The organism is Halorussus halophilus (genome assembly GCF_008831545.1).
Taxonomy (GTDB): domain Archaea; phylum Halobacteriota; class Halobacteria; order Halobacteriales; family Haladaptataceae; genus Halorussus; species Halorussus halophilus.
Genome location: NZ_CP044523.1, coordinates 3,015,828 through 3,030,869, shown reverse-complemented (window position 1 = coordinate 3,030,869; position 15,042 = coordinate 3,015,828). Strand labels below are relative to the sequence as shown.

10 protein-coding genes are annotated in these 15,042 nt (G+C 64.3%); 2 read left to right on the top strand and 8 right to left on the bottom strand.

All coding sequences use genetic code 11. The features are described 5' to 3' along the window. Position 1: 1 nt before the first annotated feature. The 8 genes from F7R90_RS15030 to F7R90_RS14995 all read right to left on the bottom strand — a co-directional run bounded on the left by F7R90_RS15030 (position 2) and on the right by F7R90_RS14995 (position 10,304). Positions 2-1,489, bottom strand: a complete 1,488-nt coding sequence (locus F7R90_RS15030) for an alkaline phosphatase family protein (protein WP_192498332.1) — start codon at positions 1,487-1,489, stop codon at positions 2-4. Beyond that, positions 1,486-3,714 (bottom strand): NosD domain-containing protein, encoded by a 2,229-nt coding sequence (locus F7R90_RS15025; protein ID WP_158058217.1) that lies wholly within the window; start codon positions 3,712-3,714, stop codon positions 1,486-1,488. Before F7R90_RS15025 ends, F7R90_RS15030 begins: the two co-directional genes overlap by 4 nt. Next, a complete protein-coding gene (locus tag F7R90_RS15020) occupies positions 3,707-5,095 on the bottom strand; it encodes a sulfatase-like hydrolase/transferase (RefSeq protein ID WP_158058216.1) in 1,389 nt (462 codons plus the stop codon). Before F7R90_RS15020 ends, F7R90_RS15025 begins: the two co-directional genes overlap by 8 nt. Next, on the bottom strand, positions 5,092-5,292 hold the full coding sequence (locus tag F7R90_RS15015; protein ID WP_158058215.1) for an HVO_A0556 family zinc finger protein: 201 nt from the start codon (positions 5,290-5,292) through the stop codon (positions 5,092-5,094). The genes F7R90_RS15020 and F7R90_RS15015 overlap by 4 nt, the downstream gene beginning before the upstream one ends. Then, entirely contained in the window at positions 5,277-7,427 is a 2,151-nt protein-coding gene (locus F7R90_RS15010) for a glycosyltransferase (protein WP_158058214.1), read from the bottom strand. Before F7R90_RS15010 ends, F7R90_RS15015 begins: the two co-directional genes overlap by 16 nt. After that, complete coding sequence (locus F7R90_RS15005; protein ID WP_158058213.1) at positions 7,424-8,767, bottom strand: lipopolysaccharide biosynthesis protein; 1,344 nt, start codon at positions 8,765-8,767, stop codon at positions 7,424-7,426. The genes F7R90_RS15010 and F7R90_RS15005 overlap by 4 nt, the downstream gene beginning before the upstream one ends. Positions 8,768-8,770: 3 nt before the next feature. Then, on the bottom strand, positions 8,771-9,481 hold the full coding sequence (locus F7R90_RS15000) for a hypothetical protein (protein WP_158058212.1): 711 nt from the start codon (positions 9,479-9,481) through the stop codon (positions 8,771-8,773). 394 nt (positions 9,482-9,875) lie between these two features. Then, entirely contained in the window at positions 9,876-10,304 is a 429-nt protein-coding gene (locus tag F7R90_RS14995; protein ID WP_158058211.1) for an HIT family protein, read from the bottom strand. A 164-nt stretch (positions 10,305-10,468) separates the two neighbouring features. Between F7R90_RS14995 and F7R90_RS14990 the strand changes: the two genes are divergently transcribed. Continuing rightward, on the top strand, positions 10,469-11,119 hold the full coding sequence (locus F7R90_RS14990) for an HAD family hydrolase (protein ID WP_158058210.1): 651 nt from the start codon (positions 10,469-10,471) through the stop codon (positions 11,117-11,119). A 547-nt stretch (positions 11,120-11,666) separates the two neighbouring features. Then, the gene (gene ileS, locus F7R90_RS14985; protein WP_158058209.1) at positions 11,667-14,864 is read left to right on the top strand and encodes an isoleucine--tRNA ligase; all 3,198 of its coding nucleotides are present in this window, start codon (positions 11,667-11,669) and stop codon (positions 14,862-14,864) included. The last annotated feature ends 178 nt before the right edge of the window (positions 14,865-15,042 follow it).

Here is a 15,042-nt window from a genome sequence, read left to right as displayed (position 1 = left end):
CTCAGAGGTAGCCCAAGTCCTTCAGCTTCTGTTCGACGCCCTCGTCGTGTTCGAGTCTGCGTGGCTCGTCGCGCCGGACGCCGACCGGCGCGCGCTCGCCGGTCTCTCCGAACAGGCCGAGGCTCTCGCCTTCCATCTCGTCGGGCACCGGCACGTCGAAGGCGTCCAGTACCGTCGGCGCAACGTCGTACAGTCGGGGGTTCGATTTGTCGAGGTCGCCGAGGTCCGGCCCGAGTGCGGACAGAATTCCCGTTCGGCGGTGGTGTGCGATGATGTCGCCGTCGAGTTCGTACTCGAAGGTGACGCCGGGTTTCACCACGTCGCTGATGACGTAGTCGGTGTGTTCGACCACGAGGTCCGGCACCCGCACGTCGCAGTCCGGCCAGAGGTCCGCGCCGAAGTGAACCTCGTCGATGAATCGTTCGCCTGCTCTGTCTTCGACGGCGAGTAGGCCCTCTCGAATCTCCTCGGCGACGGTGCGGTCTTTCGTGTAAATAAGGGGCGCGAGCGCGATGGCGTCGCCGTCCCAGTCGAGTTTGTCTTGGGTGCCCTCCAACTTCCGGTTGCCCGGCATCTGGCGTGCGATTCGCAGGAGCAACTCGCTCGGGAAGACGGTGCGCAGGAGGCCAGCGAGTCGGAGTTTGTTGACGATGGCGTACGCGGTCTGGTAGTCCAGTCCGACTGCGCCCGCAACGTCGCCGAAGTCGAAGCCGTCGTCGTCCACCGACATGTAGCCGTGGTCTTCCAGCCACGTGTTCAGGTAGAATCGCCCCTTCGAGCGACCGAACCCGTGGTCGGACATCAGCACGACGTTCCACTCGGAGCCGAGTCGCTCCACGAACCGACCGAGTTCTCGGTCGATGCCCTTCCAGAACTCCTTGCAGGCCGCCGAGTCCCACTCGGTGTGCTGGACGGTGTCGGTGACGTAAATCGTGACGTGGACGAAGTCGGCGTCTTCGGACAACTCGACCGCCACGTCGAACTTCTCGTGGGCGGCCGCGACGGCGTCGTCCAAGTCGTCTTCGTCCCGGGTCAGGTAGTACTCCGGCAGGACCGTGTAGTCGTCCGCGGCGAGTCTCTTCTGTAAGGACGGCGGCCGCGCGAAGTCGTCGGCGTCGGCGAACGGTCCGGCGACCATCGAGCCGTCTATTTCCCGTGGCGGCGACGTACTCGGCATGTTGACGACGGCGCTTTCTCTCCCTGCTTCGCCGAGGTAGTCCCAGATTTCCCGGTGGGTGAACGTCTCGTTGCTCACGGTGGTGAACCGCTCGCGCTCGAAGTCCGGTTCCACGAACGTGAACACGCCTAAATCGCCGGGAGACATCCCGGTGGCGTAGCACTTCCACGCCGGAATCGAGATGGGTGGGACGCAACTGTCGAGGTCCGCGCGCATCGAGTCGGCAAATTTGCTGAGTGTGGGCAACTCGTCTAACCACGGGTCGAGCAGGTCCCACGTCGCACCGTCGAGACCGACGACACAGACCTTCACGCGACCACCTCCGACGAGGGTCGGGCCGAGCGTGCGGCCGGCGCGTTCTGTGATTCCGTTCCAGTCGTCGCGTTCGTTCGTTCGCCGAGCGGTGCGATGAGTCCGAATTCGGTGAGTGTTGCGTTCACGTAGTTGTCCTCGCTGTAGACTGCACTGTTCGATACCGTGGACCACTCTCCGTCGAACCGCCAGAGTTCGAGGGCGTCCTCGGTGGTGTCTGCGTCTGATACTGTCTCCTGTTCGTAGCTGACCGCAAGGTCGAGTCGGGCCGACGAACTGGTCGGTTGGGTGCGGACGAACCGCTCGATTCCGACGTAGCCCTCGGGGAGCCACGGCTGTCGCTCTACCGACCCGAGTGCAACGTCTGTCGCCACGACCGAAACGACAGCTTCCGGCCCCAGCGTCAGGTTCGTCGCCGTCGCGTTCGTCGTGCCAGCGGTCGCCAGGAACTCCCAGCCCGAGGCGTCCGTCGCCGCGACCGACGAGAGACGACTGTCCGTCGCCCCCGAGAGCCAGACGCCGTAGCGATTCGCCTCGACCGTCGCGTTCTCGACCGTCGTGTCTCTCGTTCCGGCGAGTCGAACGCCGGAGATGTCGTTGTCGAACGCCGTGACGTTCTCCAAGTGGTTGCCAATCGCTACGTCGGGTCCCGGAGTCTCGGAACCGCCGGCGTCCACGCGGATGCCGCCCCAGTCGTTCTGCACGGCTGTGACGTTAGTAATCGCGGTTCGGCTCGACCCCGAGACGTGGACGCCGAACCGGTTTCCAGTGGTCTCGACGCCGTCGATGGTGGTGCGGTTCGACGCGGCGACCAGCACGCCTGCGTACTCGTTGAAGTTCACGCTCGCGTTCGAGACGTTGTTGTCGGGGCTCCGTGAGAGCCACACGCCGCGGTCGTTGCCCTCGGCCACCGCATCGTGGACGGTGCTGTCGCTGGTCCCGTGGAGTCTGACGCCGGTACCGCCGTTCGAGCGTGCGACGATATCCTCGACTTCCATCTCTTGTGAGCGCTCGATTCTGACCCCTGCCTGCTGGTTGTCGGTCAGGCTCGTGGCTCTCACGTCTACGCCCTCCGATTCCTCCACGAACACGCCAGCTTGGTCGTTGTCCCTAACTTCGTTCGCTTCGAGCAGGTTGGGACCGGTCCGCCAGAGGTGGACGCCTCCGTCGGCGTTGCTCACGATGGTCGTATCGACCACCGCGTTCATGTCTGTCTGCGCGAGGTAGACGCCGACGCCGTCGCCTCGCCGGATGGTGGAGTCGGCGAGCAGATTGTCGCTCCCGCCGTAGATGGAGACGCCGTCCCAACCACTCTCGACGATGCGACTGTCGCGTATCGTGTTGCTCCGAGCGTGGTCGAGGTTGTAGCCGTACTGAACCGGGTGTTCGACGGTGTTGTTGACGAAGCTGTTCTCGTGGGAGTTGCGAACGTCGAAGCCATCCAAACCGCCCCGGACGACGTTGTGCGAGACGAAGTTGCTGTCAGAGCCGTCTAACAGGTCGATGCCGCCGTCTACCACCGTGTTGTTGGTGACGGTTGCGCTGTCGGCGTTGGAGAGTCGAAGTCTCCCGACCGCGTTCGCCTCGATTTCGGTGCCCGTCGAATCGACCACCTCGAATTGGTGGGCGTCGTTTCCGCGGAGGGTCGTCCCGGTCGCAGACAGCACCCGGACGTCGCGGTGCCAGCTAAGCCCGAACGTGTTGTCGGTCACCGCGTTGTTCCGTCCGCCCGGACTGACCCGGACGCCGACCGACGTGTAGGAGATGCTGCTCTCGGTGACGAGGTTGTCGTCGCTCGCTCCGCCGTCTCCAAGCCGAACGCCGAACCACGCGTCTTCGATAGTAACGTTGACGACCGCGTTTCCGTCGCTCCCGCCGACGACGTTGATGCCGCGCGAGAACTGCACGACGTCGAGATTTCGGACGGTGACGTTGGACTCGGTCACGTTGACGCCCACGACGTACCGCGACTGACTGCGGTCCCACGTTCCGTCGATAGTGTGCCCGTCGCCGTCGATGGTCACGTCGGCCGCCGCGACCGTAATGCAGTCGCCGTCCTCGCTCGTGACGATATCGGCAGTGAGGACGTACGAACCGGGTGCGTCGAGTGTGGTACAGGCGTCGATAGTCGTCGCCCCGGCAGCGCTCGCGTGCCCGGTGACGGCACCTGCGGCCGACAGCGAGACGAGTGCGGCGACCAGCAGGGTCCGGACCTGCTCAGACATAGCCGAGGTCCTCCAGTCTGTCGCGTGCGATGCCGGAGACGCTCACGTCGGCACCTGTCCCGTCCGGCCACGGTGGCAGTGTCTCGGCGAGTCGCCGTTCTACGTCTCTCGGGAGGTCGGTCGGGTCTTCGTCGGGGAGCGAGAAGCCTGCCGCCACGTCGTCGCCCTTCGAGACGAGGAGCTTCCAGTCGCCAGAGTAGGCGGCCTTCTTCTCGTGGCCGTAGCGCGCGGCCTCCACGAGCAACACCCGGTCGTCCGGGCGCTCCTCGAACAGCGATTTTCCGCTGGTCGAGAGCGCGTTGGGGTGTCCGAGCGCGTCGCAGAGCGTCGGCGCGATGTCGATGAGCGAAGTTGGTCCCGCCTCTACGTCGAGGCCCTCGACGACCAACGGCACCCGTGTGAGACACTCGTAGGGGGTGCCGCCGTGGTCCACGCAGTGGGCCGGTCTGGAGTCCACGAAGTTGTCGGCGTCGTAGCTCGAATGCTCCCAGAACGCCTCGCCGTGGTCGCCAGTGACGACCAGCGCGAACTCGTCTCCGACGTGGCGCACGAGTCCGTTTCGTAACTCGCGGAGCTGGTCGTCCACGTAGTCCGTGGCGGCCCGGTAGAGGCGTTTTCGATGCGCCTGATACCGTCGCGCGGCCGAACCGGGGTCGGTCTCCGTCTCGAACGCCCACCGCCGAATATTTTGGATACTGTCGTCTACGTCGTGTTTCAGCCAGTAACACCCTGGCGGGTCCACGGGTTCGTGGAGGTCGCCAAGATGCAGATATGCGAAGGTTCGCTCGTCGCTGCGCTCGTCCAGCCAGTTTCGATAGTCAGCCAGCAACTCCTTCGCTGGTGCGTCGTCGTACAGCGCGTGGCGCTCGAACCGCCCCGACAGCGCGAAGAAGGGCATATGGAACGCGAACGCGCCGTAAGTGTCGTAGCCCGCGGCGGCGAACGCGTCCGAGAGCAACTGCTGGTCGTCGGGGAGTTGCGGGGGCACCACGAGGTCGTCCGCCCCCCGATTTGCATCGTCGGATTGGCGCATCGCTCCGTGTTCGTGGGGGTACTGCCCTGTGAACAGCGAGGAGACTGCGGGGAACGTCCACGGCGCGGGCGTGCGAGCGGTCTCGACCGACCGCTCGTGGAGGAACGGCGTCAGCGAGGTGTCGAGGGTGTCTGCGCGGAGCGCGTCCACGACGACCACGAGGACGTGTTGGGGGGCATCAGTGGCGGGAGCCAACTCCTCTCGCTCTCGGGCTTGGAATGTTCTGTCTGCCCGTCTGCGCTGTACCCGGTTGTACGGCCGAGCGAGTCGCCGGACGACTGCGTTCGGCAGGTAGCCCGCCGCTCGCATTCCTGCGCTTTCGAGTCGTTCGACCGGGCCGTCCGTCACGGCTCCTCACCCCAGACGCGGACTGCGGGCGTCTCGCAGTCCGGACAGACCACCGCGTCGGTGTCTTTGAACTCGCCGCGCGATAGGGTACCCTCACAGTTCGGAAGCGGGCAGTCGGCGTCGGCGAGTCGGGAGAGTGCGTCTCTGGCGGTTCGTCGCTTTTTCGCGCGCTGCTGCTCGCTCACCGCGTCTGGCATTCGCCGTACACCTCCGCGAAGCGTTCGGCCGCGTCGGCCATCGTGAACTCGTCGGAGGCGGCGGCGTTCTCGCTGGCCATCTCGGTGAGTCGCTCGCGGTCGTCCCACAACTCGACGATTCGACTCGCGATTTCCTCGGGGCGACCCTCCGGCACGAACGAGGCGCTCCCGCCGGTCTCGACGGTCGCGGTTCGCATCCCTTCTACGTCGAAGGCGAGCACTGGCCGCCCGTACGACTTCGCCAACTGGAAGACGCCGCTGACGCCCGTGCAGGTGCGATACGGCATCGCCAGTAGACTCGCGCTCTCCCAGAGTTCGTCCATCTCGTGGTCTTCGACGTAGCCCGTGAACCGAACGCCGGGCGTGCCCGAGAACTTCTTCTCCAACTGCTCGCGGTAGCCCGGGTACCCCGGATGGGAGTCGCCCGCTATCCAGAGTTCGGCGTCGGGCACCTCCTCGTGGACGAACTCCATCGCTTCGACCATCGTCTCCACGTCCTTCGTCGGCCCGAGGTGACCGAACACCATGATGCGCAAGGGAGCGTCCAGGTCTGGCAGCTCGGTGGTCGTCCGTTCACCCGCCGCTCGTTCGCTGGCCGTCCGGAACGTCCCGTGTGGTACGTGGCGAACGTCCGGAGCCTGATACCGACTCGTCACCACGTCCAAGTACTCCTCGGAAGTGACCGTCGTCGCGTCGCCCAACAGGACCATCTGGGTCGCCGCCACCGCGCCGAGTCGCTCCATCACGCCGATTTCCTCTTCGACCACCTGGTCGTCCACGACTTCCAGCAGGTCGTGGAGCGTCGTCACGACCGAGGCGTCGGAGAGTCGGCTTATCAGCGGCGGGAGCGCGAGACCCGCGAACCGATAGCGGTTCTTCGTCCCGAAGTATGTCATGTGGATGTTGAAGTGAACCACGTCGTAGTCGTTGCCGACGAGTTCGCGGAGCAGACTCGCCGTTCCTCTCGCCGAGTCGCGTTGCCAGACGCGACGGACGACGTAGTCGTCGCGATGTTCGACGCTCGGCGCGTCGTCCGAACACTGTGCGAGGACGGTCAGGTCAACGTCGTCGCGCGCCCCGAGTTCGGTTGCGAGGGCTTCGCAGTACTCCGAGAGGTGGCCCTGTAACGGCGGATGACACGACACCATCGCTACCTGCTGGCTTCCCGGCGTCGAGGCACGCCCCGGCGCGGCGGTGCGAGTGCGCCGAATGCGCTGGAGAGACGACAGCATCTTCGGCACGTCGCTCTTCAGTTGCACGTCCGAGTCGCCGCTGTCGTTCCACTCGATGGACACTTCCCGGATGGTGAACCCGCGGTGGTAGAGTCTGGCGACCAGTTCCGTGTCGAACGAAAACCCCTCCTCGGCGTTGTGAGCGGTGACGCTCTCCCACGCCTCGCGAGTGAACGCCTTCGCACCACACTGGAAGTCCCGAACTGGGACGCCGGTCGCACGTCTCGCGAGGGCGCTGTATCCGGCGGCAAACGCACGCCGGAGCGTCGATTGCCCCGCTCGTCGCTCTCTCGAAATTCCCCGGGAACCGATGGCCACGTCGGCGTCGCCGCTCTCGACTACGCGGTAGAGGCAGGCCAACTCCTGCACGTCGATGGCACCGTCGGCGTCCACGAAGCCGATTACGTCGGCGTCGCTGGCGTCGAGGCCGTCGATGAGTGCGCCGCCTTTGCCCCGCCGGTCGTCGCTGACCGAGAGCGTCACGCGCTCCTCGCCGTCGATGTCGCGAAGTGCCTTGCTTCCCGACCAACCGGGGTCGTCGGCGCAGACGACGACCTCGTCCCAGTCGGCCGCGAGTAGTTCCTCGACGAGTCCGACCCACGATTCGACCGGTTCGTCGTAGATGGGGAGGACGACGGCTCGGGTCGGCTCGCTGGCTTGCTTCGCCGTCCCGGCCGCTGTCGTGGACTTCGAGACGGGCCGTCGCGGCGGTGTCTCGTCGTCCGAATCGGTCCCCTGTTCGCTCGTTTCTGTCGCTTCACTCCGTTCACTCGCTGGTTCCGCTCCGCTTTCGTTACTTGCTTCGACCGCTCCGTTTTGCTTCCCCGAATCGGTCGCCGCGTCCGCGGCGGCCGGTTCGACTGTCGATTCGTCTGTTCGAGTCTCGGTTTCGTTCTTGCTCATTGTTTCAGTTTCACAGCGACGTACCCATACGCGAAGAGGAGGGCGTTGGTGACCACCATCACCTGAACCACCTGGATCATAGAGGCGTGAAAGCGCCAGAGCAGCAGAATCTCGACGCACGAGGCCGCGGTGAAGACGTAGACGAAGCGGTTGCGGTCGCGCGCGAGTTGGAAGTTGAGAACCACGATTGCGAGGACGGCCGCCACGATGGCCAGCCCGTACCAGCGCAGGAGTGGCGCGGCCTCGACGTACGCCGGGCCGAAGACGAGCGCTAGCAGGAAACGGGGCGCGACCCAGTAGGCCAGCGCGCCCGCTCCGGCGACGGCCGCCGAGTAGGCGAGCGCCCGGTCGAGTAGGCCGTGCAACCGCTGGTCGTCCGCTCGGTCGTGGGAGACCTTCGGGAACAGCGCCGACGTGATGCCGGTCGGGAGGAAGACCAGCACTTTGCCGAGGACGCTCGCGGCCGTGTAGAGGCCCGCCTGATGGTCCGTGAAGAAGTGCTTGACGACGATGACGTCCGCCGTCGCAGGCACCGTCAGGCAGAAGCCAGCGAGCGTGGCGGCGGGCGCGTAGCGGTACGCCCGCCGGTAGTCGAAGTCGTGACCACGGAGTCGGTCGGGGACGGCGCGGAGGCCACCCTCGAACTGAGCGTGTATCCACGCCGTCGTGACGACGAGCAGTGCGAGGACGGCCAGCACGACCGCACCGAGTGCGCCCGCCGCGGCGTAGCCCGCGGCGACGAGCGCGACTGCCGCGGCGAGTTTCAGCACGGCCAGCGAGAGTCGATAGCCCGCGAGCGCGCCGAAGCGTTGGAGGCCCTGTAGCGCCCCCAAATTCGCCCGCAGGACGAGGACGCCGAAGCCGTTCAGCGCGACGAGCACGACCAGTGTCGGGTCACCCAAGCCGACGAACGACGCGACCGGTCCGCTGGCCAGCGCGAGGCCGCCGAACACGACTGCGCCGAACGCGGTCGCTCGGAGTTGCAGGCCGGTGACGAACGCGCCGACCGACCCATTAGTTCCGAGCGCACCGCGCTCGCCGTCTAGTTCCGCGACGAACCGCGAGGAACTGAACCGAACGCCGGTTCCGAGGACGTTCACGAGGTACAGCAGGGCGAACGCCGCCCCGAAGACGCCGTACTGCTCGGGGCCGAGCGCTCGTCCGACGAACACCTGATAGAGGTAGTTTAGTCCGCCGATGAGGACGGTCGCCGCCGACATCAGCCCGCCGTGTCTGAGCAGGTCGTCGGCCCGGAGTGCCCCGCGGAGTGCGGTGACGGTCGTCTGTCCGAACGCAAGCAGTCGTCGGCCGATAGTTCGACCGGAAAACTCTCCCGACATCGACTATCGGAAGAGTGAGGCTGTTCGGTGGCCGTTCGTCGCCCTGTCCTCGAAGATGGACCGTACGAGGTCGGCGACGACGGAGACGACGCGGCGCACGAAGTCTCGCAGGTCGCTGTTTCGGTCGCCGTCGTTGCCGTCGTCACCGTCGCCTTGGTTACCGTCGTCGCCTTGGTTACCGTCGTCGCCGTTGTCGTCGTCACCGTCACCGGGGTTCTCGCCCGGTTTCTCCACGGCGAATCGAAGTTGACCCGCTTCGATCGGTTCGCCGTCTGCCGTCGCGCTCGCTCGAAGCAGGTACTCGCCCTGCTTGAACGCGCGGGCGTCGAGTTGGATTTCGAAGACCACGGTTCGTTCGTCGTCGCCGTAGCCGTAGCCATACCCGTAGCCGTAGCCGTAACCCGAGTCGCCGTCTCGGTCGAGTCGGGTCACGTCGAGGGACTTTCGCAAGCGGTTGACGCGAATCTCGCCCTCGCCGACGACGCCGCGCTCGGGCGTCACGCTCCGAACCGTGCCGTCTGGTGCCACGTCGATGGTGACGACTTCCCCGTCCTCACCGTCTGCTGGGCGAAGCGCGAAGGTCACACCGTCGAGCGTCGCGTCGCTCGGAACTTCGACGGCGGCCGTGTACGTGACCGTTTCTGGAACACTCACGGTGTCCGGGCCGGACACCGTGACGCCCGTGGCCGCCGATGGCTGGGCGGCAACGAGCAAGGACGTAACGAGCCCAATCGTAATTATTGCACTTACTACGACGTCCCGACGTAGCTCAATCATGTATCACTCTGCCGCATTGCTCTCTTTTTTCTAGCATTCCACACCTCAGATACCAATTCATTTGGACCAAAATAAACTTATCTTCAGTTAATAATCTAAATTAATATTTCTAAAATTCTCTGAGGTATGTCTGACATTAGTCTAGAATCTAGGTCTATATCTCTATTGAGGCTACAAATCGTAGAGAAATGCAGATAGCAAAACAAACCGAGAGGTAATAATACTGATGGCCAATATACGAGAAAACTAGAACGAATACCGACGGCGAGCGGACGCACTATCTCGGACGAGTCGAATCGCAGAAACAGAGTCGAGGTTCAACGACTTCTATTCAGCTGTTGTCGTGAATCGCACCGGCGATTTTGTCGAGTTCTTCGTCCGAGAGGTTCGGGCGCTCGCCCGCGACGGCGTGAATCGGGTGGCCGTCGTCGCCGTCGAACCGCGGAATGACGTGCCCGTGGACGTGCGGCACTTCCTGCCCGGCCGCCTCGCCGTCGTTGAACGCGACGTTCGCGCCGTCGGCGTCCACGGCGTCCTGTACGACGGTGTTCAGTTTGTGGAGGACGCCGAAGACCCGCGCCGCAGTCTCTTCGGGCACTTCGTCCAACGTCTCGTAGTGGTCCTTCGGAATGACGAGCGTGTGGCCTTCCGCGAGGGGGTTGGCGTCGAGGAACGCGATGACTTCGTCGTCCTCGAAGACGGTGCGACTCGGGATTTCGTCGGCGACGATTTTGCAGAAGATGCAGTCGTCTTGGCTCATGTGTGGTCGTGTTTTCGGTCGCTTCGGGTTTGTAGTTTGTCGCTGTCGGAGACGAGACTGTCCTCGATGTTTCCTCCGATAGCGGTTCCCCGCTCTGCCCCAGTGGCCATTGTGAACACTTGCCAGATAGTGTTTTATACTCCCCACTACAGTGTTCTGTCACGATGAGCTACGACGCGGTGTTGTTCGACTGTGACGGTGTCATCGTCGAGATGCCCGACCGAGCAGCCATGACGGACGCGATGCGGCGCGTCCAACAGCGATTCGGACTCTCCGTCCCGCCGGAGAACGTCGTCGCCGACTTTTTCAGAGGCAATCTCTCGGCTATCACCGAACGCTGTCGAGAGGCGGGAATTGAGCGCGATTCGTTCTGTGCGGAGGCAGCACGGGAAGCCGTGAGCGCACAACTGACCGAGATTCGTTCGGGTCTCCGTTCGCGGTACGAAGATGTCGCGGCGATTCGGGACCTAAACTTGCCGCTCGGCGTCGTCAGCGACAATCACCCGCGCGTCCTTTCGTTCCTCCTGCGCCAGTTCGACCTGACGGGACTGTTCCAAACGGTGCGCGGTTGTCCGTTCACCCCTGCGGGACTCGAACGCCGCAAGCCGGACCCCAGCAACGTCGAAGCCGCGATGGAAACGCTCGATGCCGAGACCGCCCTCTACGTCGGCGACCGCGAGGTAGACGTGCTCGCCGCGGAGAACGCCGGAATCGACTCTGCGCTGGTTCGACGTGAGGACGCGAGCGAACAGGGATTCGACGTGTCCCCGACCTACGAACTCGACTCGCTGTGGGACCTCCCGGCGACGGTTTGAATGTCACGAGCGAACCTCGGATTTTGAGGAGCGTTCTCGACCAGCACTACATCTTGGGACGACTTCTCGGAGCTAGCTACTGCCGAAACCTATGAGAGACCACACCGCCCCGAAACCGCGACCGCATCAGCCACGAACCTCCCCAACCGATTCGCTCACGTGTGTTCGCTCATCCCTCGCGCGGTCGCACCAGAGGTGCGACTTCGCGCACCGAAGTGTTCCAAGTCAGCTTCGAGACAGGATTCCGGTGTCACGGCGCGCGCTGGCGCGGCGCGTCAGGGCCGCGCCAAACCCGTGCGAGGGATGAACGTCGAAGGCTGAAAGCCGAGACGTGAATCGGTTGGGGAGGTGTGTGGCTGCGGTATCCTAGGCTTCGGGAGTAGCTAGCTTCATCCTCTCTTCCGGCCCTGACAACGACGCTAAGATAGTTCCAGCACTTTCACGCCAGCAAAGTCTATTTCCGCTATCGAATCACGACCAACCCCGGACATACAGATCGAACTGCACAACCGAACCCGATTTAACTCCGTAGGAGAACAAAACCAGTATGAGCAGGTTCGGCGAAGTAGACGACCAGTACGAACCGGACGCGGTCGAGGACCGCGTGTTCGACTACTGGGACGAGGTAGACGCCTACGAGAAGGCCAAGAACCACCGCGCCGACGGCGAGGACTTTTTCTTCGTGGACGGTCCGCCGTACACGAGCGGCGCGGCCCACATGGGCACGACGTGGAACAAGACCCTGAAAGACGCCTACATCCGCTACCTTCGGATGCAGGGCTACAACGTGACCGACCGGCCGGGTTACGACATGCACGGTCTGCCCATCGAGACGAAAGTCGAGGAGGAACTCGGCTTCGAGAACAAGAAGGACATCCAGGAGTTCGGCGAGGAGAATTTCATCGACGAGTGCAAGGAGTTCGCCGAGGACCAACTCGTCGGCCTCCAAGAAGACTTCAAGTCCTTCGGCGTCTGGATGGACTGGGACGACCCGTACAAGACGGTCAACCCCGAGTACATGGAGGCCGCGTGGTGGGGATTCCAGCAGGCCCACGAGAAAGGTCTCGTGGAGCAGGGCCAACGCTCCATCAGTCAGTGCCCGCGCTGTGAGACGGCCATCGCCAACAACGAAGTCGAGTACGAGGACGTAGAGGACCCGTCCATCTACGTGAAATTCCCCCTCAAGGACCGCGAGGGCTCCCTCGTCATCTGGACGACTACGCCGTGGACCATCCCCGCCAACACCTTCGTCGCGGTGGACGGCGAGATGACCTATCAGGAAGTCCGCGCCGAGAAAGGCGGCCAAGAAGAGACGCTCTACGTCGCCGAGGAGTGCGTCGAGGGCGTCCTGAAGGCGGGTCGCTACGACGACTACGAAGTCGGCGAGACGTTCACCGGCGAAGAGATGGTCGGTTGGGAGTACGACCACCCCCTCGACGAGGAGGTCCCCGACCACGCCAGCGGCGAGGGCACCTTGCAGGTGTACACCGCCGACTACGTGGAAGCAGACCGTACGGGACTCGTCCACTCCGCGCCGGGTCACGGTGAGGAGGACTTCGAGCGCGGCAAAGAACTCGGCTTGGACATCTTCTGTCCGGTCGGCGGCGACGGCGTCTACACCGCGGAAGGCGGCAAGTACGAAGGCCAGTTCGTCAAGGACGCCGACGAGGAACTCATCGCCGATTTGGAAGCGAAGGGCCTGATGCTCCGCTCGGACACGGTGACACACAGCTACGGCCACTGCTGGCGCTGTGACACCGGCATCCTGCAAATAGTCACCGACCAGTGGTTCATCACCATCACCGACATCAAAGACGAACTGCTCGCCAACATCGAGGACAGCGAGTGGCATCCCGAGTGGGCGCGCGACAACCGCTTCCGCGACTTCGTGGAAGACGCGCCCGACTGGAACGTCTCGCGCCAGCGATACTGGGGCATCCCAATCCCCATCTGGACGCCCGAGGACTGGGACGGCGGCATGGACGACGTGAAGGTCGTCGGCACCCGCGAAGAACTCGCGGAGATGGTGGACCAAGACGTGGACCCCGACGAGGTGGACATCCACAAGCCGACCGTGGACGACCTCACCATCACCGAGGACGGTACGACCTACACACGCGTCGCCGACGTGTTCGACGTGTGGCTGGACTCCTCCGTGGCGTCGTGGGGCACCCTCGACTTCCCCGAGGAACAGGAGGCGTTCGAGGAATTGTGGCCCGCCGACCTCATCATGGAGGCCCACGACCAGACCCGCGGTTGGTTCTGGTCGCAACTCGGCATGGGGAGCGCCGCCGTCGGAAAAGTGCCGTACAAGGACGTGCTGATGCACGGGTGGGCGCTCGCCGAGGACGGCCGCAAGATGTCCAAGTCCATCGGAAACATCGTCTCGCCCGGCGAGGCCATCGAGCGCCACGGCGCGGACCCGATGCGCACGTTCCTGCTCCACCAGAATCCGCAGGGCGACGACATGCGGTTCTCGTGGGACGAGATGCAGAACATGCAACGGGACCTGAACATCCTCTGGAACGTGTTCCGGTTCCCGCTCCCGTACATGCGTCTGGACGAGTTCGACCCCGAGGAGACGACCTTGGAGTCTGTCTCCGCGGACCTCGAACTCGTGGACGAGTGGGTCCTCTCGCGACTCCAGACGGTGAAGGCCGAGATGACCGACCACTGGGAGGACTACCGCCAAGACAAGGCACTCTCCGCACTGCTCGACTTCGTGGTCGAGGACGTGTCGCGGTTCTACATCCAAGTGGTCCGCGAGCGCATGTGGGAGGAAGAGGACAGCGCGAGCAAGCAGGCCGCGTACGCGACGTTCTACGCGGTGCTGTCGGACCTCGTCGCCCTGTTCGCGCCCTACGCGCCGTTCGTCGCCGAGGACGTGTACCAGAACCTCACTGGTGACGCGGGCTACGACACGGTCCACATGCGCGACTGGCCCGAGGTTGACGAGCAGTTCCGCGACGAGCAACTCGAAACCGACGTGACGCTCCTGCGCGCCATCGAAGAGGCGGGTTCGAACGCCCGCCAGCAGGCCGAGCGCAAACTCCGCTGGCCCGTGACGCGAGTCGTCGTCAACGCCGACGACGAGCGTGTCGTCGAAGCAGTCGAACGTCACAGTCACCTGCTGGCCGACCGACTGAACGCTCGGAACGTCGAACTCGTCGCGCCCGGCGAGAACTGGGGCGAACTCCACTACAGCGCGGAGGCCGACATGAGCCTCCTCGGCCCGGAGTTCGGCGACGACGCAGGACGAGTCATGCAGGCGCTCAACGCCGCCGAAGTCGAGTCGATGGACCTCGACGCACTCGAAGAAGCGGTCGAAGCTGAGACCGGCATGGACGTTGACCTCACGGACGAGATGGTCGAGTTCGTCACCCAGACGCCCGAGGGCGTCACCGGCGTGTCGTTCGACACGGACGGCGACAACCGCGGCGTCGTCTACATCGACACGGCACTCACCGAGGACATCGAGAGTGAGGGCTACGCCCGAGAGGTCATCCGACGTGTCCAAGAGATGCGCAAGGAGATGGACCTCGATATCGAGGAACGCGTGCGCCTCGAACTCGACATCGCCGACGAGCGCGTCGAGTCGCTCGTGGACGAGCGACTCGACCTCGTGAAAGAGGAAGTCCGCGCCGACGAGGTCGGCGCGGTCGAAGACGGCCTCCGCAAGGAGTGGGACGTGGAGGGCGTCGAGATGACCATTGCGGTCGCGCCGCTGGCGGAAGTGCAGGCGTAATTACCGCCTCCCGGGAGTGTGACTGCGGTGGGTGGTGCTGTGCGGTCGCCTCACCAAGCCACCCCAGACGCGAGAATTTGGCCGCGATGCGGCCAGATTTCTCGGCGTCCCTTTTTTGGTGCAGATTTTTCGAGGAGTGGTGCGCGGCGCGCAGAGCGCGCCGCAGCACCCGACGAGA